Here is a 22,112-nt window from a genome sequence, read left to right as displayed (position 1 = left end):
TCAAGTCGGAAGTTGCCGGCCACGGCAGGGTTGCGAAATGTTTTCATTTCGTTCTAATCTGTCTGGATGGACCAATCGCTGATGAATCTGCCACCAATGCCCGGTCAGCGCCTTGCGCGCGGCGTGGCGCGCATGCTGCGCAGTATGGATCATGCAGTGCTGACAGAATTCGTGCCCAGTCGCGGATTGCGTGTCGATGTGATCAGCCTGTCGCCCAAAGGGGAATTCTGGATCGTCGAATGCAAAAGCTGTCGGGCCGATTTCGCGATGGACAGGAAATGGCAGGGCTATCTGGATTGGTGCGACCGTTACTTTTGGGCAGTGGACTGCGATTTTCCGTCTGACCTGTTGCCCGCAGAAACCGGGCTGATCATGGCAGATGCTTATAGCGCCGAAATTCAGCGCATGGCCCCAGAGACACGATTGGCAGGCGCACGCAGAACCAAGGTGCTGCGCGATTTCGCAAGGGCAGGGGCGCAACGCCTGCAGGGCCTGACAGACCCCGAATCGATTAGCGTTTCGGCTTTTTAGGTCCGCCTTTTTTACCCATGCTTCTGACGGCTTCGACTGCGGCCATCAGCTCTTCGGCAATTTCCGTTGCTTCTTCAGGGTCGAAATCCAGCGGCAGATCGATTCCGTCACCTTCTACATAAATCCGCACCATGCCTTGATCTGTCGGCCCGACCTGCAAATTGGCACTGATATTGCTTTGGCTGTTGATGCTCACGGTGGTATCCTCGAATTGACTGTCGCTTTCTGTAACGCGACGACGATTTCACGGCAAGACGGGCTTGCAACTGCATCGAGGCAGCGTTAGAGAACGCATCCATGCCGCCTTAGCTCAGTTGGTTAGAGCGCTAGATTGTGGATCTAGAGGTCCCCCGTTCAAGCCGGGGAGGCGGTACCACTCTTCAAACAAAAATCAGTCGGAGTTTTTCAGGATTTTTAACGATCCTTGGAACAATGCCTTTTCCCGTGTGTTGGTGATATGAAAATCACATGACTTCCGGAAAGGACCCTATCATGGCTGATGCAAAACAATCCGCTGAAGATCTGGCAAAAGATGTCAAGCAGGCTGCAAGTGAAGCACGCGATGAGTTGCAACACGGCGCTCGTCGTGTTGCCGACGATGTGCGTGACACCGCAAGCCGGTTGACGGACAACAGCGGCGTCGATCGCCTGAAAGAACGTGGCACTGAATTTGCGAATACGGCGATTGAAACCGGTCGCGAATATGCAGAACGCGCCCGCCTTGCAGGGGAAGAATACGCCGGACGTGCCCGCGCCGAAGCGGAACATCTGTATGAGCGTGGCCAACAGGCCGCCAAAGAGGTCGGTCACTACGCGGAAGCGCAGTATGATGAAGTTTCCGAAATGGTCCGCCGTCATCCCGCCCAGGCACTGGGGATCGCCGCTGGCGTCGGTTTCCTTGTTGGCTTGATCCTGGCGCGTCGCTGAGGTCAGGATGTTTGATTATGCGCAAAGACTGCAACTTGCGCTGACCGATACGGCCCGCCGCACCGGAATGAAGGTCGCGGCGGGGCTTATCGCAGTCGTGGGTGCAGGGTTTTTGGTAGCCGCGCTTTGGTCTTGGCTGGCCTATCACCTTGACTGGGGCCCGATGCTTGCTTCCTTGGCGGTTGGCGGCGGCTTTCTTGTCCTGGCCCTGATTGTCTTTGCCACCAGCAACCGGACGCGGCACCGCATGCCGACCACCGACGACCTGAAGCAAGAGGTCGAAACGCGTCTGACGCTGGCTGCCGACGCTGCTGCAAATCGTGCGCGAAATGAAGCAAGTCGTGTGCTGGATATGGCCGGAAACAAGGTGACGTCGCTGATGGACGACGCCTCTTACCGAGCGAACAAACTGGCAAGCGATGCAGAGCAGCGAGTCTATGGCGTTGCACAATCGGTCGGTTTGACGTCAGAGAACATCGATCGCACCAAGGCAAAAGCCGCCGAGGTCAAGCAAAAGGTGGCCGAGGCGAGCAACAGCAATGCGGGTAGCATGTTGAAATTGCTGGGGGCATTTGCGATCGGCGTTACAATGGCAGCCAAACTGCGCGAAGCGCGGAACGATGATGACCATTACGACGAAGATGATTTCGTCTGATCGTCAAGATCATTGGCAGAACATGAAAAGGGCCTGCGGAAAGGTACATCCGCAGGCCCTTTTTCTGGCGTGAATTTACTGCAGGATCACGCGTTCGCTTCGCGGATTTTCTCTGCCGCTTCCTTGTTGTAGGCGATGTCCTTCTGCTCGAGCAGTTGATCCAGTTCGCCCGACAAGGTCATTTCGGTGATAATGTCGCATCCGCCGACGAACTCACCCTTGATGTAAAGCTGCGGGATTGTCGGCCAATCCGAAAAATCCTTGATGCCCTGACGAATGGCGTCATCGGCCAGCACGTTCACGTCGCGATAATCGACGCCCATATAATTCAGCACACCGGCGACGCGGCTGGAAAAGCCGCATTGCGGCATTTCCTTGGTGCCTTTCATGAACAGGACGACATCGCTGCCATCGACCATTTCCTGAATCTGTGCGTTTGCATCGCTCATTGCGTCAATCCTTGTCAGTGCTAGTCCACAAGCCGTGGCTCAGTTCCTAAATCTTGTCGACCGGGGCTTATTCGGGGGCTTTGGTGGTCAGCGCAAGCGCATGCAGCTCACCCGCCTTGCCGTCCATCCTACCCTGAAGCGCCGCGTAAACAGCCCGTTGTTGTTGAACACGATTCTGGCCGCGGAAGCTTTCGTCGATCACCTCGGCAGAGTAATGATTTCCGTCGCCGGCCAGATCGGTGATGGTGACCTGCGCGTTCGGGAATGCCGCACGAATGAGGGCTTCGATTTCATGGGCTTCCATTGCCATGGCTTTGTCCTTCTTGCCGTTACACGAAGATGTAGGGGATGCGAGGTTGGCTCGCAAGGCCATGCAAAGAAACGACCGCGCAAGTTTTACGCGGTCGTTTGCACTATTTACGCCAGTTTCGGCTTATTTCGTAGTCGCGGCACCGACCGTTGCACCGGCAACCGCACCAACCGGGCCCGCAACGACCAGACCGCCTACGCCGCCTGTCGCCGCCCGTTCGGTCGCATTATCGCCGCATGCAGCCAGGGTCAGCAGAAATCCGGCGACAATGGTTCCGCAAAGAACTCGCATGTCACGCTCCTTTATGAATGATACTGGTTGGTTATCTTACAGATATAAGACGCTTTTGCGGCGCGTATGGTTCCCCAAACTTCAGACGGGATGTTCTGGTCAGGCTGTCGTCATGTCCTGACGCCGCAAAATATAGCTGTCCATGATCCAGCCGTGACGCAGACGCGACGTTGCCCTCAGATCCACGATGGGTTGGGCGAAGGTCGCCAATGGACCTGCGGCCAGAACCTGTTCCGGCATTCCCAGAAATGCGCCCCACCAGATATGCAGACCGTCCGGGGGCAAATCGCGAAAGCTGCACTGGCTGTCCAGCATCACGGCAACGGTATCGGCCCCCTTTGGCCAGCCGTGATCGCGCAGACGGCGTCCTGTTGTAATGGTGACCGCGCCGTTGAGCGTATTGAACGGAATGGCATGCGCAGCGGTCAGGGCCTGTAAGGCGGTGATACCGGGAACGACCCGCACCCGTGGCGCGGGCTGCAGACGTGCCGCAATCCGCAAGGTCGAATCGTAAAGGCCGGGATCACCCCAGACCAGAAGTGCAACCGGACCCGACAGACCGGATTGCTTGATCGCCGTTGCCCAGATCGTCGCTATTTCGTCATGCCATTTTGTGACACGCTGAAGATAGGGCAGGGTGTCGTCACGCACCGGCATGTCAAATTCGATGATCGGCGCCGTGCTGTCGCAGTTGCGCAGAATCGTGTGACGAAGATCGGCAAGGTCCGCTTTGTCCCGCCCTTTGCGTGGTAACAGGATCAGTGCGGCGTTCCGAATGGCCTGAACCGCTTCAAGCGTGGCATGACGGGGATTTCCCGTACCGATACCGATCAGCCACAAGTCCGTCACGACACCATCCATATTTTGCAACCGGCCGCGTTGCTGCGACCGGTTATCAACAAGTGGTTCACGCCTGATACAGTCTGCGCGTCACCAGTGGCGAATGCGACGTCGGGCGCAATGCTTTGGCAAGGGCAAGTGCGGCGAGGTCGACCAAAGGTTCGATCAGGACCACCATCATATAGACCGCCCCGAAGCTTGCAATCGAGCCCAGGTTCTCGGCCCCCGAACCCTGACCGTAGAATGCCCAGAAGGCGACCCATGCAACCACGCCACCCTGGTAAGCAAGCGAAAGTTTCAGCACGTCCAGATATTTCAGATCAACATAGGCGGTGGTCGCCGGAATGACCCGTTTGGCCACCACATCAATCGCGAATAGCGGCCAAAGCAGGGTCGAGACATTGACGAAATACATCGGCAGATCGGTGGGCGCAAAGAACATGCCCTGCACCAAAAGCCCGGCAGCTAATCCGATTGCTGTGGGGGCTGCGCCAAGGATCAGGAACAGCGTGGTTCCCAGAATGAAATGAACTTCTGATATGCCGACGGGAAAATGAGGCAAGACCTCGAATGAAATGAAAACGCCGATGGCGGCGATCACGGTCCGCACCAGGAATGAACCGAGACTGTGGGTTTTCAGATCGTCGATTGTCAGTTTGACCGTATAGGCGGCGGCGGCCGCCGCTGTGCCATAGGCCAGCGCCATTTTGGGGCCGGCGACGATTCCGGGTTCGATATGCATCTTCTGTTCCTTCTATGACCGCCCCACCGGCGGCTGATTATGCCGCAAGAAGCGGCGTCAGGGTCGTCGGACGGCAGGTCTCCTGACTTGCGGATCACAGCTGATATCGGGCCTTCCCAGTCAATTCTGACCAGTGGCGTTCCGACAGGCTAACCGCTTACAGTTGCGGGGGCAGTCCGGGATTTTCACCCGGTTCCCTATTCACCGCGATATGTCGCGGCACCGTCGGTTTCAGTATCGGGCAGCGGTGTTCGTCATGCAAGCCGGATATGTATTTTCCATTGATTTGCTTGTTGTCTTTCAGGCTTCAGCGGCAATCAGATGAAAGAATGTGCCGGTCGTTTTACCACGCCGTGATCCGGTTTCAGGGACGATGCCGCCGTCTGCGTCAGTCACAACGGCAAGTGGTTCGTCAGGCTGTTCAAGAATTGTCGAATAGTGAAATTCGTGACCGCGCAACGCGGTCGCGGCAGCATGGCCGGGCATGGGCGCGCTCAGCGTGGCACGGCGGTAGCCAAGGTGCAGTCGCCGCGTCTCGTAGGAAGTCACCAACCCCAGCAGTCCGGCCATTCGATGGGCGATGCCATCCTTGTCGATCAATGACTGTCCCAACACCATATAGCCGCCACATTCCCCATGGACCGGTTTGACTTCGGCAAAGCGACGCAACCCCTGCAGGAAACGCGACGCAGCCGCCAAGCGACCTGCATGAAGTTCGGGATAGCCGCCCGGTAACCAAACCAGATCGGTTGACGGATCCGGCGGGTGATCAGAGAGGGGAGAGAAGGGAATGATCTCTGCCCCGCTGTCCCGCCAGCCCTTCAGCACATGAGGGTAGGTGAATGAAAATGCGGCATCCTGCGCCAATGCGATCCGCTGGGCCGGGGGGCGTGGCAGCGGGGCCTGCGCCGTCGGGGTCGTGCCGCTTGCCATCGCGCGGATTGCGGCCAGATCCACATGTTCACGCAGAAAGGCCGCATATCCGGCGATGGCGGCGTCCAGGTCGGGATGCTCTGCCGCCTGTATCAGGCCCAGATGTCGTTCGGGCAGCGTCAGATCACCGCGTCGGGGCAGGGCGCCCAGCACGGGCAGGCCTGCACGCTTCATCCCCAACCGGGTCAGACGTTCATGCCGCAGGCTTGCCACGCGGTTCAGGATCACCCCCGCGACTGTCAGTTCGGGATCATAGCTGGCAAATCCCAATGCCGTCGCGGCCGCAGATTGTGCCTGCCCGCTAACATCCAGAACAAGTATGACCGGCCATCCCATCATCCGCGCCGTTTCCGCGCTGGAGCCGAACCCGATAAACCCGTGTGTCGCCACCCCGTCGAAAAGCCCCATAGAACCTTCTGCCACGCAAATATCCGCGCCCTTTGCCTGCGATGCGATGGCCCCGAACACCCCTTTGTTCATCGCCCATGTGTCAAGGTTGAACGACGCGCGTCCGCATGCGGCGTGATGAAAAGCCGGATCAATGTAATCTGGCCCGGATTTGAATGGTTGAACGATCAGGCCATCATCGGCCAGCGCCCGCAAAAGCCCCAGCATGACCGTTGTTTTCCCGGTTCCCGATGATGGCGCGGAAACCATCAGCCCCGGCGGCCAGCTTCCCGCGCCCTCAGTCATCTGCCGGGCTCCATTCCACCCAAGGGCTGTCTGCGGATTGCGGGCGATAGCGGCGGTCGTAACCTGCGGCATAAAGACGGCTTTGCGAAAAGCCCGTGGCCGACAGCGCGCGCCCGACAAGGATCAGGGCTGTTCGTTCGATCCCTTCGGGCAACCGGGCTTGGATGCTGTCCAGTGTTCCCCGAATGATCCGCTGATCGGGCCAGCTTGCACGCCAGATCACGGCAACGGGGCAATCCGATCCGTAATAGGGTCGCAACTCCGCCGCGATCTGCGGCAGGTTCTGTATCGACAGATGTATCGCAAGGGTTGCGCCGGTTGCGGCAAATGCGGTCAGTGCCTCGCCTTCTGGCATGGCGGATGCGCGACCCTGTGTGCGGGTCAGAACCACCGATTGCGCGATGCCCGGCAAGGTCAGTTCGGTTCCCAATGCGGCCGCTGCGGCCGCAAAGGACGGAACGCCCGGCGTCACCGTATAGGGGATGCCCATGGCTTCCAGTCCTTGAAGCTGTTCGCCCATTGCAGACCATACCGACAGATCACCCGAATGCAGTCGCGCCACATCAAGACCTGCGTGATGGGCCTTGGAAATTTCGGCCATGATCGCGCTCAGGTCCATGGGCGCGGTGTTCACAATCCTTGCGCCGGGCGGGCAGTGCTGCAAGACGGCCTGTGGCACCAGCGATCCCGCATATAGGCAAACCGGGCACGCGGCGATCAAATCGCGACCACGCAGCGTCAACAGATCGGGTGCCCCCGGACCTGCGCCGATGAAATGGACCGTCATGGGTCTTTTCCTTCTGCAAGGGCGCAGGTTGCCAGCCTGTCAGATGAAATGGCGCGTGGTCCAAGCAGATGTGCGTGCGGCCCGGCGGCGGCCAGCGCAGTGGCTTCTGCCACACTTCCTGTGTTGCGGCAGGCCTGCGAGGCCGTCGAATGGGTTATTGTCGGCAGCAATGACAAGCTGTCCCCCTCGATCCCCTGAAGTGGAATATCAAGCTGTCGGGCAAGCTTCTGGAACACCGATGTTCCCGCTTTGTCGGTCACCGTTGCGATAAGGCCGATCGGTGCACCCGATCTGTTGGCTTGCGCCAAGGCATTCAGCAGACTTTCCAAACTGGCGCTTTCACGAAACCCGAAGCCTGCCACGATCACAGCGTCACCCGCCATTGCACAACGGGATAGGCTGATTTCCAGCCCCGCTTTGGTCCAAGGGGCGCGGCCTCAGACAGGGCGACACGCAGCAAATCTCCACCGATGCGCGCCGACCATTTGAACAGCACAGCCTCTGACTCAAGCGTCACGGCATGGCAGACCAGCCGCGTTCCCGTCGGCAGTCTGGTTGTCAGTTCATCCATCAGCGCATCTGACAGGCCGCCCCCGACAAAAACCGCCTGTGGCAAGGGCAGATCTTGCAGGGCGGGCGGCGCGGCCCCCGTGACCACCTGCAGCCGGTCGACGCCCAGCCTGTCGGCATTTGCCCTGATCCGTGCAGCACGATCCGATCGCGGCTCAATGCTGATGGCGTTGCATTTCGGATGCGCAAGGCACCATTCGATCGCGATCGAACCGGAGCCGCCGCCGATATCCCACAACAATTCGCTCGGTTTGGGTGCCAGCGCGGACAGGGCCAACGCCCGCATCGGCTGCTTGGTCATTTGCCCATCAGAATCGAAAAAACCATCACTAATCCCGCTGCAAGACGGCAGAACCAAACCGCTCCCTGCAAATTCCACTGCGGCCGCGACAGGATGCTGAAAGCCGGTATCGGGCAGCGTATCGGCACGGATCTGCGTCACCCGCTCTCGCGGTCCGTCAAGCGCTTCAAGCAGCCAAAGGCGGCTTTCGCCAAAACCGCAATTGCTTAGATAGCGGGCCAATTCGGTGACTGCGCCGCCATCGCGTAGCAGAACGATTGCACGCTGGCCCGGCGCCAAATGGGGGCGCAGGCGCGTCATGGGCGACGCATGCAGCCCGATGCACAAGACATGTTCCAAAGCCCAACCAAGGCGATTTGCCGCCAGTGAAAAGATCGAGGCCGCCGGAAATGATCGCCATTCATCCGCCGAGAATTCGCGTGCGATAATGCTGCCTGCGCCAAACCAGAATGGATCACCCGAGGCCAGGACGGCGACGCGACGCCCCCGCAAGTCTTTCAGGATCGGCAGGCCGTCTGCAAATGGCACCGGCCATCTGATCCGCTGGGCGCTGACATCGGGCAACAGCGACAGATGTCGCGCAGATCCCATGATGACCTCGGCATCTTGCAATGCACCAAGGCTTGCGCCGGACAGGCCAGCCGGTCCATCTTCGCCCAAGCCCACGACCGTCAACCACGGAACATCAGCCATGAACCAAAACCTTCTGATCCTTGGCGGAACCTCCGAGGCAGTTGCACTGGCAAAGGCGGTGGCTGAAATGAACATCGCGACAACCATATCGCTGGCCGGTCGGGTCATGCAGCCACGTCCGCAGCCGGTGCCAATGCGTGTTGGTGGATTTGGTGGTGCGCCTGGATTGGCGGAGTGGTTGCGGGCGCATGCAATCAGCCATGTGATCGACGCCACCCATCCCTTTGCGGCACAGATCAGCGCCAACGCCGTAACCGCCTGCGATCAGGCGGATGTTCCCTTGTTGGCGTTGACCCGACCTGCCTGGACCCCGGTTGCGGGCGACAGTTGGACGCATGTTGCCGACATCCGGGACGCCGCAACGGCGCTGTGTCAACCTGCGCTGCGTGTGATGCTGGCCATCGGCCGGATGCATCTGGGCCAATTCGCCATCAATCCGCAGCACTTCTACCTGCTTCGGCTTGTCGATACGCCAGATGCGGCGCTGCCGCTGCCAAGAACCGATGTCATCGTTGATCGCGGACCGTTTTCGGAAGCGGGTGATCGTGATTTGCTGATGAAGCATGACATCCAGCTTGTCGTGGCAAAGAATGCGGGGGGCGATGCGACCTATTCCAAGATCACCGCCGCACGGTCCTTGGGACTGCGGGTGTTGATGATTGATCGGCCTGCGATACCTGCTCGCCCCGAGGTTCATGATATCGCCGCAGCGCTGGATTGGATTGTTCATTCGGGCACGGATCGCGGGGTGTAGACGTAAGGTGTGCCATCGCGCTGAATGACACGGGTTGCGGATGATCCGACAAGAACGACCGTGCGCATATCCGCCATCTCGGGCGTCGCGTCCGACAGCGCGGCCACATGTATGTTTTCGTCAGGGGTGGAAACCGCGCGCGCAAAGATGAGGGGCCGAGCAGGCGCGCAGACCTGTCGCAGAACCGTCAGCGCATCGGCAAACCTTGCAGGTCGGGCGTTCGAGCGCGGATTATACAGGGCCATCGCGAAGTCCGCTTCGGCGGCAAGCCGCAACCTGCGGGTAATCAGATCCCAGGGCTTCATATTGTCCGAAAGATTGATGGCGCAAAAATCATGCCCGAGTGGCGCACCAATCCGCGCGGCTGCGGCCAGCATCGCCGTGACCCCGGGCAACACCTGAATATCCAGCCTGCGCCATTCCTGCGGCCCGTCTTCGACCGCCTCGAATATGGCGGCAGCCATGGCGAAAACACCCGGATCACCCGAACTGACGACAACGACGCGATGACCTTGCGCGGCCAATGCCAACGCATGGCGGGCGCGGGAAATTTCTTCGCGATTGTCAGTTTCGTGCCGGGTCAGGCCTGGCCGGTCAGCGACGCGACGCACATAGGGGATATAGCCAATCACATCGCTTGCCTGTGCCAGTGCCTGCGTCACCTGCGGTGTGACAAGGCTGTCGTCGCCCGGTCCCAGTCCGGCGATAACCAACCAGCCAGTCATGATGGCCTGCGCCCGTTGCCATGGATCACCACGGTCGAAAAATAGGGCGCCGATTGACCCTCGGCCTGCGCCAGCGGCATGACGCGCTGTTCGGTCATGCTGGCGCATTCAATCAACCATGCGCGGTCCAGTTTGCCCGCCTGGGCGACCGCGTCACGGACCTTTTGCAAATTGCGCCCGATTTTCATGATGACATGTGCGTCGGCGTCGCGCAGATGCCGTGTCAGATCATCCTGCGGCATGGTTCCCAACAGGACCGTCATCACATCATCGCCCCATGTGACAGGAATGCCGGTTGCCGTCCAGGCGGCTGACATTCCGGTGATTGCAGGGATAACGTTGATCGGCACATCATCTTTCAGCCGCGCATAAAGATGCATGAAAGACCCGTAGAAGAACGGATCGCCTTCACATAACACGACCACATCGCAGCCCCGGTTGCTGAGGTCGCGTAGCCGGGTCGTCACGTTCAAATAGAACTTTGACAGGCAATCGGAATAGGCCGGATCGTCAAAGCGGATCTCGGTTGTGACAGGGTATTCCATGGCAAATTCGACCGCGTCCGGTCGCAGCATACCCTCGACAATGGTGCGTGCGCGACCGCGACGCCCCACCTTGCGGAAGAAGGCCACATGTCTTGCGCTGCGCACCAGTCGATCGGCCCGGACACTCATCAACTCGGGATCGCCGGGGCCAAGTCCGACGCCGTAGATTGTCCCCGCACTCATTCCGAACGACTCGCGATGGCGTTGATGGCTGCGACGGTGATTGCGCTGCCGCCCAGACGTCCTTCGACGATCACGCAGGGAACGGGCTGCACCGCCCACAGCGCGGCTTTGGATTCGGCTGCGCCGACAAAACCGACCGGGCAACCGATAATCGCCGCCGGACGAGGGCAGGCGGGATCCTCTAACATCTCCAGCAGATGGAACAGCGCGGTTGGCGCATTCCCGATAGCCACGACCGCGCCGGACAAATGCGGCCGCCACAGTTCGACCGCGGCGGCCGAGCGTGTTGTGCCAAGCATGCGGGCCCGTTCGGGAATCGAGGGATCTTGTAACGTGCAGATCACCGGGTTGTTCGCGGGAAGGCGTGCGCGGGTGACCCCTTCGCTGACCATGCGGGCGTCGCACAGGATGGAAGCGCCCGTCGCCAAAGCGCGCCTTGCGGCACCGACAGCATCCGGTGAAAAGCGGATGTGATGTTCCAACCCGACCATTCCGGCCGCGTGGATCATCCGAACGGCGACCTGCTCCTCGTCGGGGGCAAAGTCGGCCAGTTGTGCTTCGGCTCGGATCGTGGCGAAACTTTCGGCATAGATTGCCGCGCCGTTGGTTTCATATGTATATGGCATAGCTACCTGTAGATAAAATCTGGCACCGTATCTGGAGCGATTGAGCAAACGTCGGGAATGTCCTTTGCGGTGCCATGGCGCACCAGATCAAAGCGACCATTGCGGCCCACCAATGTCACATCGGCAGGGCGCGACCGGGCGCAGCCCTTGCCACAGCCCGAGATGTGAAGTGTTTCCTGCGGCCGAAGAGATGGGGCAAGCTTTCTGGCAAGTGCGCGTGTTTCAACACTGGCCTGCGGGCAGGCGGGGGCACCGGGACAGGCATCCACCCGCAGCAACGGCTGCAGCGGATCGGCAATCAGAGTGCTGGCCCGGGGAAAACCCATTGGCAGCTCCACTATCGGCAGAAACATCATCCGCCACGGTGTGAGCCGCATCCAGGGCGCCCCGCAATCCGCCAGGAAATGCAGATCATCACTGGTTAACTGACCAAAGGCCGCGGCCACGCAATATCCGTTCTGGGTCGGGCCGGGAAGGGGGGGATCCGCAGCCGGGTTTGGGGGCAGGGTGCCCCGTAACGGTTCCGGCGGAACAGCGCCCGAAGCGATAAGATCGGCCATGCGGCCGCGCCCTTCCGCATTGACGCCGCCGGTTTCCAGAAACCAGCGCGTCAGCATCAGGGCGTTTGAAACGGCCTCAGTCACGCTATGGACCGGGCGGCCCATGCGACAGCCATCAGCGCGGACCAGAAGTGTATCGCGATGGGCTTCAATACGAATATCGCCGCTGATATGCCCAAGCCGCCGCGCGGCGCCAGTATCGACGACAAAGCCAAATTTGGCCGGCAGTGAGATCGGTTCCGGATCATGCAGGGCTTCGGACAGCGCAACAGCAATCTTTGCCTGCACATCATTCGACGGCGATGCGCGAAGCGGATCAAGTATAATATTCTGGGCATCGAGACGTGAGTCGTGAGGGACCAGATCCAGCGCGACAAGTCGGTCGAGCATTTTCGCATGATCACTTTCGGCAACCCCGCGAATTTGCAGGTTTGCACGATTGGTCATCTGGATGATCCCATGCCCGTATCGCCGCGCCAGATCGGCCAAACCAATCGCCTGCGATGACGAGAGTTCGCCAAGCGGGGGGCGGATACGCACCACCAGACCATCACCGGATGCCATGGGCCGGTATGCGCCAGGGCACCACCCGCGAAGGATTGGCGCGCTCATGTGACACGCTCCAGTTGGTCGATGATGGCGTTGCGCCGCGTCTGCCACAGGCCAGAAGCGTGCAAATCCGAAAAGCGCGTGCGCATTGCCGCCAACGCCTTGGGGTTTGCCGTTGCCATGAATGCCGTCACGTCGTCGTCGCCCAACGTGGCATCCCAGAACAGATCAAACAGATGCGGCGAAACGACGTCGGCCAGATACGCGAAAGCCGCCAGATTTTCCAATGTCGCGGCGATTTCGGCAGCCCCTCGGAACCCGTGTCGTTGCATCCCTGCAATCCAGCCGGGATGTGCGGCACGGGCATGAAACACGCGGGCGATTTCTTCGCTGAGCGCGCGTGCGCGCGGTTGGTCCGGGTTGGTATTGTCCAGATGATACAGCGCCGCATTGCCACCCGTTATGTGCTGGGCTGCAGCAAATCCGGCTTCGTGGCTGGCATAATCCTGGGCCAGCAGCAGATCGGTTTCGGGCAAGTCTTGTGGATGAACAAAGGCATCCGCATTGACAATGCGTGTGCGCAATCCATCGCGATCATGTGACGCGTGATCCCCGTCCAGCGCCCAATCCGAAGCTGCCAGCCATGCCTGACCGGCATCGTGCCGTGTGCTATCCGAATAATCGCCCCGGATTTGGCCCATTCCCAACCCAAAACTGCCCGGTTCGGGACCGTAAACCCGCGCCTCATCGCGACCGAAAAACGGGTTCCAATCCGGGGCCTCGTCACGTCCCGACAAGGCGCGAACGGCCTGTTGAAACAGCGTCGACAGTGTCGGAAATACATCGCGAAACAGTCCCGACACCCTTAGCGTCACATCGATACGTGGGCGGTCCAGCTCTGCGATGGGCAGGATTTCGATTCCCGAGACGCGCCCGGATCCATCATCCCACACCGGACTTACGCCCAACAGGGCCAGCGCCATGGCAAATTCTTCGCCAGCCGTTCGCATCGTTGCCGAGCCCCATAGATCAACGATGATCGCCCGTGGCCAGTCGCCTTCATCCTGCAGATGCCGCCGGATTAGTTCATCCGCCAGCTTTCGGCCCTGTCGCCATGCCGCACGGGTCGGCACGCTGCGGGGGTCCGTCGTGTAAAGGTTCCGGCCAGTAGGCAGGACATCGCTGCGACCGCGATAGGGCGATCCCGACGGGCCGGGGGGGATGCGTTTGCCTGCCAACGCATCGAGCAGTGATTGCTTTTCGGCGGCAACCGAATGCACGATTTCCAAAGCGTCGTTCGGTGCCGTTCGACCCCAGACATGCAGCCCGTCACCAAACTGGCTTTCCTTTACATCGCAAACGAAACGGTCAATTCGCGTGATCGCATCTGCGGGGCAAGAGGTGGCTTCGATCGCCAGATCACGCTCGACACCAACGGCCTGTGCTTCGTCGCGGATATCGGCAATCAGGCGGTCCCGGCGTTTGGGATCAAGACCATCGGCGTTGGAAAACTCATCCAGCAACGCCTCTAGGCGAGACAGTTTTTCGGGCAGCCCGGAGGTAGTAAGCGGGGGCGGAATATGCCCAAGCGTGACGGCGCCGATACGCCGTTTGGCCTGTGCCGCTTCGCCGGGATCATTGACGATGAACGGATAGATGACCGGCAGATCGCCGACCAATGCTTCGGGCCAACACTCGCCAGACAGGGCCACCGATTTTCCGGGAAGCCATTCCAGTGTGCCATGCGCCCCGACATGGATCAGGGCATCGGCCTGCTGCCGCAGCCAAAGATAGAACGCGACATAGGCATGACGCGGAACGCGGGACAGATCGTGATAATCGGCGTCACGAATGTTCGGATTGCCACGTTCGGGTTGCAGTGCAATCAGGGCGTTGCCGCGCCGGATCGCCGCGAAGGCAAAGCCGTCGGCCGATGCGTCGGGATCATCTTCGGGCGCACCCCAGGCGGATTGCAGATCCTGCTGCAATCGGATGGGCAACGAAGACAGGGCTTTGCGATAATCGCCCATGGGCCAGCGCATTTCATGCAAGGGCAGGGCGGCGTGCAGCGATGCCCCGCTCTGCACCCGATAGCCAGCACCTGCCAGGTCTTCCAGAATCGCCTCGGTCGAGGTCAACGCATCCAGCCCGACAGCATGCGCGATATTCCAGTCTCGACCAGGGTAGGTCGACAGAACCAACGCGACGCGCCGATTTTCAACAGAGGTGACGGTCAGACGATGCCATGCAGAAATCCGATCTGCGATGGCCTCGATACGATCGGGCACCGGGGTATGGGCCTGCGGAGCGAACTGCAAATGCGGATCGGTCCGGTCCGCCTGCTTGAAGGACGCGACGCCGGCAAACAGACGGCCATCAACCTCTGGCAGGACCACATGCATCGCCAGATCGGCGGGAGCAAGCCCGCGCGCCGATTCACGCCATGCTTCGCGGGGAGAGGTCGCCAGCGCGACCTGAAACACAGGCACATCCGCCACATCCAAGGGTGAATGGCCCGCATCGCCACGGCCCGAAAATGCGGTCGCGTTGAGGATCGCTGCCGGGCGTATCTCTGTCAGGCGCGTTTCCAGCCAGCGGGCGGCATCAGGGTCTTTCAGCGATGGCACGAACAGACCTGACACACGGAAATCGCGTTTGCGTAATGCGTTGAACAAGGCGGCAATCGGGGCAAGGTCCGATGCCACAAGAAAGGAACGGTAAAAGACGATGATGGCGCTCGGTTCATCCCGGGATGTGCTGGCAGCATCATCTGCGTTATCAAGAACACCGTCTTCCGGCGTCCAAGCACCAAATTGCGAAAACACATGAGGCGTTTCGACATTGTCGGCTGCCTCTTCGGCCGTCTGGCCTAGCCGCACCAGCACCTGTCGTGCGGCATCGATACCGCCCGCATCACACAGATCGGCAAGATCGCGCAGCAACGCGGCGGATACCGTCGATACGGCATCCAGCCGGGTATCCCTGCGACCATCGGCAGGTAAGACAGCCAATGCGATACCGCGCGAACGGGCAAGCCTTTCGATCTGCTGAATGCCGTAGGGCCAGTAAGCAATCCCGCCGATCAAGCGGATCAGGATGACCTTCGCATGACATAGCGTCCGTTCCAGATAGGTATCAACCGACAACGGATGCTGCAGCGCTCCGATATTGGCCAAACGCAGCGTGGGTAGCAGTCCTGCTGATCCTTGGCCCTCATGCCATGCCTGTGCAAACGCCATCAGGTCACTATCCGAAAATGACAGCACGACGATATCCGCCGGGCTTTGCCGCAGATCCGTGGGGGTGGCTGTTTCAGACAATCCCCGGCTTTCGCGGAAAATGACATGCATCGCCCTGTGCCTGGCTATTTTGCGATGACGAGGTCAGGGATGAGTGCAGCGCGGATGGCTGTTTCATCAATATCATCATGTTCCGCGATGATGACCAAACGACCGCGCCGACCTTCCTGTGGCTGCCATGGCCGGTCGTATTGGTGACGCACCCGCGTGCCGACCGCCTGCACCAACAGCCGCATCGGCTTTCCGGTGATTGCCGCATAACCCTTGATCCGCAGGATGTTCTGACGCTGTGCCAGTTCGGTGATGCGTGCGACCAGTTCCGCAGGGTCGGCCATTTCCGGAATCTCGATCACGACGCTTTCAAAGTCGTCATGCTCGTGATCGTCTGCACCATCGTGATGCGAGGGGCGGGCGTCGATATCTCCTCGGCGGCGGCGCCAAGACCAAGGATCACGCGGGGGTCTACAATCCCTTCGGCCACTTCGATGATCGGAACAGGGCGTGGGGCCTCGGCCTGAATGTATTCTTTGGCCCGCTGAACCCCATCTGCTCCAGCCAGATCCGGCTTTGTCAGCAAGATAAGGTCGGCGCAGGAAATCTGATCCTCGAACACTTCGGACAATGGCGTTTCGTGATCCAGACTGTCATCCGCCAGACGCTGACGGTCCACCGCAGCGACGTTCGGGGCAAAGCGACCCGCAGCAACTGCTTCTGCATCGGCCAGCGCGATAACGCCGTCTACGGTGATCTTTGCGCGAATATCGGGCCAGTCAAAGGCTTTCAGCAGCGGCTTTGGCAGCGCAAGTCCGGATGTTTCGATCACGATGTGATCAGGGCGCGGTTCCAGCGCCATAAGCGCCTCGATCGTTGGAATGAACTCGTCTGCGACCGTGCAGCAGATGCAGCCATTCGCCAGCTCGATGATGTTTTCAGCGGGACAGCCCGGGATGGTGCAACCTTTCAGGATTTCGCCATCGACACCGACATCGCCGAACTCATTGACAACGACTGCAAGACGTTTGCCGCTAGCGGCTTTTATCAGGTTTGCAATCAGGGTCGTTTTTCCAGACCCAAGAAAGCCGGTAACGACGGTGACAGGCACCTTTTGAAGATTGGTCATTCAGCTACGCTCCAAAGGGGGAATGCGGGCAATGCAGTTCTTGCGAAAGTGCTCGGGCCGCTGACGCCATGGCACAAGCCCGTCTGGCGTCGCCAGATAGGCCGTGATCCCGTCGCGGATGGTGTCGAGATGGCTGGCCGCATCAAGCGCGCCATAAATATAAGTCCAGCGACCGGGACCGCGCAGCGCAATGGTGCAGCCACGCGAACAGTTTGACAGGCATTCCACCGGAACAATGGTCACACCTTCAGGCGTGGTATCTGTCAACGCCTGCAGCAGCACCGTCCCTGGGCGGTCGGCGGTATCATTCGGCCCTTCGCTGCCGCAACAGCGAGTGCAGACAAGTAATTCCACCTGTGATTGCGCCTCGGTCACGCAAACTCCATCAATTTGGACAGGGGATGGCGGTGCGAAAACATGGCCAGAACGCCATGCGCCCGACACCCGGATCACCCCGTCCGGTTTCATTCGTCGCGCTGGCAGGTCTCCCGGCTTGCGGATATCAAGGCACTGCCTTGGCGGTCGTCCAGCCTTCCCAACCCGTTACCGGGTCAGTGGCTGCAGGACGACCTCTCCGGTCACGGTCGCGGGGGCGGCTGCGGTTCGGTCCCGGATTTGACCCCAGACCTCGCACATTCCCTTTTCACCTGTTAACACAGGCACCAGCTGTGCTGATATGGTCAGCCACCGCCAACCCTGTCAAGCCGAAAGGAATATGCCATGGATGAGGCAACGCTGCGCCACAACGAGAAGATGAAGCGTATCAAGATTGCGCGCGACAAGATGATGCAGACCAAGACCGAAGAAAAAGGTCTGATCATGGTGCATACCGGGGCAGGGAAGGGTAAATCGTCCTCTGGCTTCGGCATGATCCTGCGCTGCATCGCCCATGGAATGCCTTGCGCGGTGGTGCAATTCATCAAGGGAACCTGGCCCACGGGCGAAAGGCGTTTGCTGGAGGAAAAATTCTCTCAGGAATGCCGTTTTTTCGTTTCAGGAGAAGGGTTTACTTGGGAAACGCAGGATCGTGGCCGCGACATCGCCGCAGCCCGCCATGGCTGGGAAATTGCCAAGGCACAGATTCTGGATCCCGATATCCAATTCGTTCTGCTGGACGAAATTAATATCGCGCTTCGCTATGATTATCTGGACATCGATGAAGTCGTGAACTTCTTGCTGCACAACAAGCCGCACATGACCCATGTTTGCCTGACTGGGCGAAATGCACGGCCTGAGCTGATCGAGGTTGCGGATCTGGTGACAGAGATGACCTTGATCAAACACCCGTTCCGCGACGGCGTGAAGGCGCAGCAGGGTGTGGAATTCTGAGGTATCCAATATCCTGATAATCAGTATTATGGAACTTAAATTCGTGATGCCTCACACATGCTTGCACCGCTGACGTCTTTCCACGAAAGTCTTGCCACGAAAGTTTTGTCACGAAATCCAAGGAGCTTCGCGATGGCTGTTTCACCACCAGTTTGTGATTTTGGCGCGCCGTGGCACGAATTTTCGCTGCCCGGCACCGATGGTGAAATCTACACGCTGGATGATGTCAAAGGACCGAACGGAACGCTGGTTATGTTCATCTGCAATCACTGCCCATATGTTCAATCAATCATCGATCGCATCGTTCGAGACGTGAAAGCGATGCAGGTCGCCGGCATCGGTGTCGTGGCGATTTCAGCGAATGACGTGCGGGACTATCCCGAGGACGCACCAGAGCATATGAAAACCGAAGCTGCGCGTCATGGCTTTACCTTTCCATATCTGTATGACGAAACCCAGGATGTTGCCAAAGCGTATGGCGCGGAATGCACGCCCGATTTCTTTGGTTATAATGCAGATGGTCAGCTTCAGTATCGTGGTCGATTTGATGCATCGACCAGAAAAACCGGCCCCGATGACGCCAAACGTGAGCTGCTTGACGCCATGATTCAAATTTCAGAAACTGGCTTTGGTCCTGAAAATCAAATATCATCAATGGGTTGCTCTATAAAGTGGAAAACAGCATGAATGTTTGTGCAGCGCCCTGCCCGATAGCTTTTGACCTTGATGGAACATTGATCGACAGCGCACCGGATATTCATGCCAGCGTGAATGCGGCGCTGCGTGAACACCGGCAGCCGACGTTGACCCTGTCACAAGTGCGCGGTTTCGTTGGTGGTGGCGTCGATGTCTTGTGGCGTAACATAACGACAGCATTGGATATTTCACATCCGGACCTTCGACGCGATCTGATGGCATCGTTCATGTCCAGATACCACGACGCAACCAAATTGACGCGACTGTATCCCGGCGTGATCGAGGCGCTGAACATTTTGGCCGATCGTGGACATCCATTAGGAATTTGCACCAATAAGCCATTGATTCCAACAGAACATATCTTGAATCACTTCGAGATCAGAGAACTGTTCGGCACGGTCATCGGGGGCGATTCACTCCCTCAGAAAAAGCCGGACCCGACCCCGCTTCGTGTCACGTTTGCAAATCTTGGCAGTGATCCGGACCATCCGCGCGGCATATTCGTCGGTGACAGCGAATTTGATGCAGCCACAGCCGCCGCCGTTCCTGTCCCGCTGCTGCTGTTCACACAAGGCTATCGGCACAAACCGGTCGAAGAATTGCCCCATCATGCGGCATTCGACGATTTCGCGGCTTTGCCCGCACTGGTTGAAGGTGTTCTGATCAGCTGATTCGCGACCAAATGCAGCATGGGGCTGGTATCGCGGACCCGTGCATGACAAAGCTACCCATCAAATCCCAAACTCTCAAAAGGCCCGTCATGGATCTTCGTCAACTTAGCCCCGATCTTGCCGTTTCGCCCCAGATACTGCCCGAGGATCTTCCGCTGCTTTCTGAAGCCGGCTTCAAGACGCTGATCAACAACCGCCCCGATGATGAGGTTGATGCGACCATCGACAATCAGGCAATGGCGATTGCGGCGCAGAATGCGGGCATGGAATATCACTACCTTCCCTTCTCGCCCGGTCAGATTACACCCGATTTGGTAGAAGGTTACGCGAAGGCATTGACCGGCCCACGCCCCGCTGTGGCCTATTGCCGGTCGGGCAACCGTTCGACAATTTTGTGGGCTTTGGCAAATGCGGGCCGAATTCCGCAGGATGATCTGCTGAAAACGGCCGCAGAAGCTGGTTACGACCTGACACCCGTGCTGCCGTTGATACAGTCACTGGCCAATCGGTAATCAAGCCTAGGCTGGAACGCCCAAAGCGCGTTTGACATTCGCGGTCCAGCCCAGCAAGCGCTGATCATCGACGATGATCGCCGGGCGCTTCATCACACTTGGCTTTTCGCCCATCATCTCAACGGGGTCAGCGCTGCGTTCAGCCTCGCTCATCCCGCGCCAGGTCAAACTGGCGCGGTTGATGATCTTTTCGCCAAAATCATCGACAAGTTGCTGACGTTCAGGCTTTGACAAAGGCTGTTTCTGAACGTCGAGAAACTCAACTGTCCAACCATGTTCCGCCAGCGCAGCTTGCGCCTTCTGACAGGTCGAACAATGCGCAAGGCCGAACATTTTCAAAGTCTTTGCCATAATACCCTCGGATAGCTCGGTCAGATGAAGGGAACCAGCGGCACCCCGCAGGCAGACAAAGCCAAAATTGAGGAAAGGGCAAGGATCAGTCGCATGGTCCATCCTGTTGATAAATCAGAATGCGCTTATCGGAACCCCTGCCCGGTTTCACAAGTCAGAAATCATCGCCCGGCGCATGGCGATGCAGCCGCTTGCGAATTTGTCGCATTCCCCCCCAAACCGCCAGGACGACAAGCGGTGTCAGACCAGCAATCAGATAGGCCTTGTCTACCCCCAAATTAGAAGCCACGGGATACAGTGCATAAGACAGCAGCCCAACCGCATAATAGCTGATCGCGACCACGGACAGTCCTTCGACGGTGTGTTGCAGGCGCAATTGCAGATCTGCTCGGCGGTCCATACGGGTCATCAGTTCCTGATTTTGCGCAGATCGTTCCACATCGACCCGTGTCCGCAGCAACTCGGCCGCCCGCGTTGTCCGTTCCAGCATCGTCCGCAGCCGCCCCTCGGCCGAGGCGGTGGTGCGCATCGCAGGCAGATACCGGCGGCGCATGAATTCGGTCAGCATCTGGCGGCCCAGAAAGCGGGTTTCGCGCAATGCCTCGATCCGATCCATGACAATCGCCTGGTAGGCCGTGGTGGCACCAAAGCGGAAAGAATGCTGCATGGCCTGCGCCTCAAGCTCTGCCGAGATGGACAACAGATCCTGCAAGACAGCGTCAGCCGGACGGGAATCGTCATTCATGCTTTCGACGATGGCTGCCAGTTGCACCTCCAGCTCATTCAGTCGGCGGCTCAACTCACGCGCGCGACCAAGGCCCAGCATCGACATGGCGCGATAGGTTTCCAGCTCGACAAGCCGATGCACAAGACGGCCGGTGCGGGCTTCGCCGACATCGCGGCGGACGAACATCGCGAAACGCATCCAGCCATTCGCATCGATGCGGAAATCCGTGGCGATCATGGCGGCTTCTTCCAGCACCCAGACGGCCGTCAGGCTTTCCTGCGCAAACCAGTCGGAAATCTTGCCCAGCACCTCTTCGGGATTGTCGGGCAGAATATCGACCTGCACCATGACCGCCGCGACCCGTTTTCCGGGGGCATGAAGTTGCCACTCTTCAGGAAAGATCGCTGCGGCGCTTGGATCGAACGGACGGATTGGCAGTCCCGGCGTCGTGGCCATGTAGGTCACGAATTCCGTATGGCTTTCCCATTTCAGGGCATAGCGGCCCAACTGCCCCTGATAGTGGCTTTCCTCCGCGTCGGGACGCGGCCCGCCGTGCCGTGTCGTCAATTCTACCAGATGCGCCATGTCGCGATCATAGTCGCGATTGGCCGCATCATGGGGTTCTTTGAATGCCACAAATACGGATGTGGAAGGCGCGGCGAGCCGCGGCGAAGGCCGCGCATGCAGCTCATTCACCAGCGCATAGCGTAGCGGATGTTCAGTGGCTGGGCCCACGCCTTCCC

26 protein-coding genes, 1 tRNA gene, 1 pseudogene and 2 riboswitches are annotated in these 22,112 nt (G+C 59.2%); of the genes and pseudogenes, 9 read left to right on the top strand and 19 right to left on the bottom strand.

Going from position 1 to position 22,112, the window contains the following annotated elements:
- Positions 1 to 66: 66 nt before the first annotated feature.
- Positions 67 to 531, top strand: a complete 465-nt coding sequence (locus H4P12_RS04290) for an MmcB family DNA repair protein (protein ID WP_246448840.1) — start codon at positions 67 to 69, stop codon at positions 529 to 531.
- Here the strand turns inward: H4P12_RS04290 and H4P12_RS04285 are convergent.
- On the bottom strand, positions 512 to 727 hold the full coding sequence (locus H4P12_RS04285; RefSeq protein ID WP_187792325.1) for a DUF6324 family protein: 216 nt from the start codon (positions 725 to 727) through the stop codon (positions 512 to 514). The genes H4P12_RS04290 and H4P12_RS04285 overlap by 20 nt on opposite strands.
- A 103-nt stretch (positions 728 to 830) precedes the next feature.
- On the opposite strand from H4P12_RS04285, the gene H4P12_RS04280 reads away from it, so the two are divergent.
- The 3 genes from H4P12_RS04280 to H4P12_RS04270 all read left to right on the top strand — a co-directional run bounded on the left by H4P12_RS04280 (position 831) and on the right by H4P12_RS04270 (position 2,113).
- A tRNA-His gene (locus H4P12_RS04280) sits at positions 831 to 907 on the top strand.
- A 116-nt stretch (positions 908 to 1,023) separates the two neighbouring features.
- Positions 1,024 to 1,458: an ElaB/YgaM/YqjD family protein gene (locus H4P12_RS04275; RefSeq protein ID WP_187792324.1), complete on the top strand. Its 435-nt coding sequence runs from the start codon at positions 1,024 to 1,026 to the stop codon at positions 1,456 to 1,458.
- 7 nt (positions 1,459 to 1,465) lie between these two features.
- Positions 1,466 to 2,113: a phage holin family protein gene (locus H4P12_RS04270; RefSeq protein WP_187792323.1), complete on the top strand. Its 648-nt coding sequence runs from the start codon at positions 1,466 to 1,468 to the stop codon at positions 2,111 to 2,113.
- An 86-nt stretch (positions 2,114 to 2,199) separates the two neighbouring features.
- On the opposite strand, the gene grxD is transcribed toward H4P12_RS04270, so the two are convergent.
- The 9 genes from grxD to cbiE form a co-directional block, all read right to left on the bottom strand.
- Positions 2,200 to 2,562 (bottom strand): Grx4 family monothiol glutaredoxin, encoded by a 363-nt coding sequence (gene grxD, locus H4P12_RS04265; RefSeq protein WP_187792322.1) that lies wholly within the window; start codon positions 2,560 to 2,562, stop codon positions 2,200 to 2,202.
- Between the two features lie 67 nt (positions 2,563 to 2,629).
- The gene (locus H4P12_RS04260) at positions 2,630 to 2,872 is read right to left on the bottom strand and encodes a BolA/IbaG family iron-sulfur metabolism protein (RefSeq protein ID WP_187792321.1); all 243 of its coding nucleotides are present in this window, start codon (positions 2,870 to 2,872) and stop codon (positions 2,630 to 2,632) included.
- Positions 2,873 to 2,995: 123 nt separating this feature from the next.
- A complete protein-coding gene (locus H4P12_RS04255; protein WP_187792320.1) occupies positions 2,996 to 3,163 on the bottom strand; it encodes a hypothetical protein in 168 nt (55 codons plus the stop codon).
- 99 nt (positions 3,164 to 3,262) lie between these two features.
- The gene (gene cobF, locus H4P12_RS04250; RefSeq protein ID WP_343069756.1) at positions 3,263 to 4,012 is read right to left on the bottom strand and encodes a precorrin-6A synthase (deacetylating); all 750 of its coding nucleotides are present in this window, start codon (positions 4,010 to 4,012) and stop codon (positions 3,263 to 3,265) included.
- A gap of 58 nt (positions 4,013 to 4,070) precedes the next feature.
- A complete protein-coding gene (locus H4P12_RS04245; protein WP_187792319.1) occupies positions 4,071 to 4,745 on the bottom strand; it encodes an energy-coupling factor ABC transporter permease in 675 nt (224 codons plus the stop codon).
- Positions 4,746 to 4,800: 55 nt separating this feature from the next.
- Positions 4,801 to 4,987: riboswitch (cobalamin riboswitch) on the bottom strand.
- 58 nt (positions 4,988 to 5,045) lie between these two features.
- Positions 5,046 to 6,371, bottom strand: coding sequence for a cobyrinic acid a,c-diamide synthase CobB (locus H4P12_RS04240; RefSeq protein ID WP_187792318.1), 1,326 nt, complete (start codon positions 6,369 to 6,371; stop codon positions 5,046 to 5,048).
- Positions 6,364 to 7,158 (bottom strand): precorrin-4 C(11)-methyltransferase, encoded by a 795-nt coding sequence (cobM, locus tag H4P12_RS04235; RefSeq protein WP_187792317.1) that lies wholly within the window; start codon positions 7,156 to 7,158, stop codon positions 6,364 to 6,366. The genes H4P12_RS04240 and cobM overlap by 8 nt, the downstream gene beginning before the upstream one ends.
- Positions 7,155 to 7,541, bottom strand: coding sequence for a cobalamin biosynthesis protein (locus H4P12_RS04230; RefSeq protein ID WP_223115674.1), 387 nt, complete (start codon positions 7,539 to 7,541; stop codon positions 7,155 to 7,157). The genes cobM and H4P12_RS04230 overlap by 4 nt, the downstream gene beginning before the upstream one ends.
- The gene (gene cbiE, locus H4P12_RS04225) at positions 7,523 to 8,722 is read right to left on the bottom strand and encodes a precorrin-6y C5,15-methyltransferase (decarboxylating) subunit CbiE (RefSeq protein ID WP_187792316.1); all 1,200 of its coding nucleotides are present in this window, start codon (positions 8,720 to 8,722) and stop codon (positions 7,523 to 7,525) included. The genes H4P12_RS04230 and cbiE overlap by 19 nt, the downstream gene beginning before the upstream one ends.
- Here cbiE and H4P12_RS04220 point away from each other — a divergent pair.
- Positions 8,721 to 9,476 carry a cobalt-precorrin-6A reductase gene (locus tag H4P12_RS04220; RefSeq protein ID WP_187792315.1) on the top strand — a complete coding sequence of 252 codons (756 nt, stop codon included), beginning with the start codon at positions 8,721 to 8,723 and terminating at the stop codon, positions 9,474 to 9,476. The genes cbiE and H4P12_RS04220 overlap by 2 nt on opposite strands.
- Here H4P12_RS04220 and cobJ read toward each other — a convergent pair.
- From cobJ to H4P12_RS04185, 7 genes and pseudogenes are all read right to left on the bottom strand, one after another.
- The gene (cobJ, locus tag H4P12_RS04215; RefSeq protein WP_187792314.1) at positions 9,449 to 10,201 is read right to left on the bottom strand and encodes a precorrin-3B C(17)-methyltransferase; all 753 of its coding nucleotides are present in this window, start codon (positions 10,199 to 10,201) and stop codon (positions 9,449 to 9,451) included. The two genes, H4P12_RS04220 and cobJ, sit on opposite strands and share 28 nt — an antisense overlap.
- Positions 10,198 to 10,929: a precorrin-2 C(20)-methyltransferase gene (locus tag H4P12_RS04210; protein WP_187792313.1), complete on the bottom strand. Its 732-nt coding sequence runs from the start codon at positions 10,927 to 10,929 to the stop codon at positions 10,198 to 10,200. The genes cobJ and H4P12_RS04210 overlap by 4 nt, the downstream gene beginning before the upstream one ends.
- On the bottom strand, positions 10,926 to 11,555 hold the full coding sequence (locus tag H4P12_RS04205) for a precorrin-8X methylmutase (protein ID WP_187792312.1): 630 nt from the start codon (positions 11,553 to 11,555) through the stop codon (positions 10,926 to 10,928). The genes H4P12_RS04210 and H4P12_RS04205 overlap by 4 nt, the downstream gene beginning before the upstream one ends.
- A gap of 2 nt (positions 11,556 to 11,557) precedes the next feature.
- Complete coding sequence (gene cobG, locus H4P12_RS04200; RefSeq protein WP_187792311.1) at positions 11,558 to 12,727, bottom strand: precorrin-3B synthase; 1,170 nt, start codon at positions 12,725 to 12,727, stop codon at positions 11,558 to 11,560.
- Entirely contained in the window at positions 12,724 to 16,014 is a 3,291-nt protein-coding gene (cobN, locus tag H4P12_RS04195) for a cobaltochelatase subunit CobN (protein ID WP_187792310.1), read from the bottom strand. The genes cobG and cobN overlap by 4 nt, the downstream gene beginning before the upstream one ends.
- Before the next feature lie 14 nt (positions 16,015 to 16,028).
- Positions 16,029 to 17,083, bottom strand: a pseudogene (gene cobW, locus H4P12_RS04190) (cobalamin biosynthesis protein CobW).
- Entirely contained in the window at positions 17,084 to 17,551 is a 468-nt protein-coding gene (locus H4P12_RS04185) for a DUF1636 family protein (RefSeq protein ID WP_187792309.1), read from the bottom strand.
- Positions 17,545 to 17,765, bottom strand: a riboswitch (cobalamin riboswitch). It overlaps the preceding gene by 7 nt.
- 38 nt (positions 17,766 to 17,803) lie before the next feature.
- On the opposite strand from H4P12_RS04185, the gene cobO reads away from it, so the two are divergent.
- From cobO to H4P12_RS04165, 4 genes are all read left to right on the top strand, one after another.
- Positions 17,804 to 18,412, top strand: coding sequence for a cob(I)yrinic acid a,c-diamide adenosyltransferase (gene cobO, locus H4P12_RS04180; protein ID WP_187792308.1), 609 nt, complete (start codon positions 17,804 to 17,806; stop codon positions 18,410 to 18,412).
- Positions 18,413 to 18,544: 132 nt separating this feature from the next.
- Complete coding sequence (locus tag H4P12_RS04175) at positions 18,545 to 19,099, top strand: thioredoxin family protein (protein WP_187792485.1); 555 nt, start codon at positions 18,545 to 18,547, stop codon at positions 19,097 to 19,099.
- Complete coding sequence (gph, locus tag H4P12_RS04170; RefSeq protein ID WP_425498198.1) at positions 19,084 to 19,779, top strand: phosphoglycolate phosphatase; 696 nt, start codon at positions 19,084 to 19,086, stop codon at positions 19,777 to 19,779. Before H4P12_RS04175 ends, gph begins: the two co-directional genes overlap by 16 nt.
- A gap of 89 nt (positions 19,780 to 19,868) precedes the next feature.
- The gene (locus H4P12_RS04165) at positions 19,869 to 20,291 is read left to right on the top strand and encodes a protein tyrosine phosphatase family protein (RefSeq protein WP_187792307.1); all 423 of its coding nucleotides are present in this window, start codon (positions 19,869 to 19,871) and stop codon (positions 20,289 to 20,291) included.
- 6 nt (positions 20,292 to 20,297) lie between these two features.
- Here H4P12_RS04165 and H4P12_RS04160 read toward each other — a convergent pair whose 3' ends face one another.
- Together H4P12_RS04160 and H4P12_RS04155 are read right to left on the bottom strand one after the other, a co-directional pair.
- Positions 20,298 to 20,624 (bottom strand): arsenate reductase family protein, encoded by a 327-nt coding sequence (locus H4P12_RS04160; protein ID WP_187792306.1) that lies wholly within the window; start codon positions 20,622 to 20,624, stop codon positions 20,298 to 20,300.
- Positions 20,625 to 20,796: 172 nt separating this feature from the next.
- Entirely contained in the window at positions 20,797 to 22,104 is a 1,308-nt protein-coding gene (locus H4P12_RS04155; protein WP_187792305.1) for a DUF3422 family protein, read from the bottom strand.
- Positions 22,105 to 22,112 lie beyond the last annotated feature (8 nt).

The organism is Paracoccus amoyensis (assembly GCF_014490725.1).
Lineage (GTDB): Bacteria > Pseudomonadota > Alphaproteobacteria > Rhodobacterales > Rhodobacteraceae > Paracoccus > Paracoccus amoyensis.
Note: the sequence above shows the minus strand (reverse complement) of the source record. Positions and strands in the feature narration are given on the sequence as shown.

Coding starts and splice junctions, on each gene's coding strand:
- cobG (WP_187792311.1), bottom strand. CDS start 12,727: ATGAGCGCGCCAATCCTTCGCGGGTGGTGCCCTGGCGCATACCGGCCC.
- H4P12_RS04290 (WP_246448840.1), top strand. CDS start 67: ATGGACCAATCGCTGATGAATCTGCCACCAATGCCCGGTCAGCGCCTT.
- H4P12_RS04260 (WP_187792321.1), bottom strand. CDS start 2,872: ATGGCAATGGAAGCCCATGAAATCGAAGCCCTCATTCGTGCGGCATTC.
- H4P12_RS04255 (WP_187792320.1), bottom strand. CDS start 3,163: ATGCGAGTTCTTTGCGGAACCATTGTCGCCGGATTTCTGCTGACCCTG.
- cobN (WP_187792310.1), bottom strand. CDS start 16,014: ATGCATGTCATTTTCCGCGAAAGCCGGGGATTGTCTGAAACAGCCACC.
- H4P12_RS04205 (WP_187792312.1), bottom strand. CDS start 11,555: ATGCCATATACATATGAAACCAACGGCGCGGCAATCTATGCCGAAAGT.
- H4P12_RS04160 (WP_187792306.1), bottom strand. CDS start 20,624: ATGTTCGGCCTTGCGCATTGTTCGACCTGTCAGAAGGCGCAAGCTGCG.
- H4P12_RS04220 (WP_187792315.1), top strand. CDS start 8,721: ATGAACCAAAACCTTCTGATCCTTGGCGGAACCTCCGAGGCAGTTGCA.
- cbiE (WP_187792316.1), bottom strand. CDS start 8,722: ATGGCTGATGTTCCGTGGTTGACGGTCGTGGGCTTGGGCGAAGATGGA.
- H4P12_RS04210 (WP_187792313.1), bottom strand. CDS start 10,929: ATGAGTGCGGGGACAATCTACGGCGTCGGACTTGGCCCCGGCGATCCC.
- H4P12_RS04275 (WP_187792324.1), top strand. CDS start 1,024: ATGGCTGATGCAAAACAATCCGCTGAAGATCTGGCAAAAGATGTCAAG.
- H4P12_RS04270 (WP_187792323.1), top strand. CDS start 1,466: ATGTTTGATTATGCGCAAAGACTGCAACTTGCGCTGACCGATACGGCC.
- grxD (WP_187792322.1), bottom strand. CDS start 2,562: ATGAGCGATGCAAACGCACAGATTCAGGAAATGGTCGATGGCAGCGAT.
- cobJ (WP_187792314.1), bottom strand. CDS start 10,201: ATGACTGGCTGGTTGGTTATCGCCGGACTGGGACCGGGCGACGACAGC.
- H4P12_RS04165 (WP_187792307.1), top strand. CDS start 19,869: ATGGATCTTCGTCAACTTAGCCCCGATCTTGCCGTTTCGCCCCAGATA.
- cobO (WP_187792308.1), top strand. CDS start 17,804: ATGGATGAGGCAACGCTGCGCCACAACGAGAAGATGAAGCGTATCAAG.
- H4P12_RS04185 (WP_187792309.1), bottom strand. CDS start 17,551: ATGAAACCGGACGGGGTGATCCGGGTGTCGGGCGCATGGCGTTCTGGC.
- cobM (WP_187792317.1), bottom strand. CDS start 7,158: ATGACGGTCCATTTCATCGGCGCAGGTCCGGGGGCACCCGATCTGTTG.
- H4P12_RS04240 (WP_187792318.1), bottom strand. CDS start 6,371: ATGACTGAGGGCGCGGGAAGCTGGCCGCCGGGGCTGATGGTTTCCGCG.
- H4P12_RS04175 (WP_187792485.1), top strand. CDS start 18,545: ATGGCTGTTTCACCACCAGTTTGTGATTTTGGCGCGCCGTGGCACGAA.
- H4P12_RS04230 (WP_223115674.1), bottom strand. CDS start 7,541: ATGGCGGGTGACGCTGTGATCGTGGCAGGCTTCGGGTTTCGTGAAAGC.
- H4P12_RS04245 (WP_187792319.1), bottom strand. CDS start 4,745: ATGCATATCGAACCCGGAATCGTCGCCGGCCCCAAAATGGCGCTGGCC.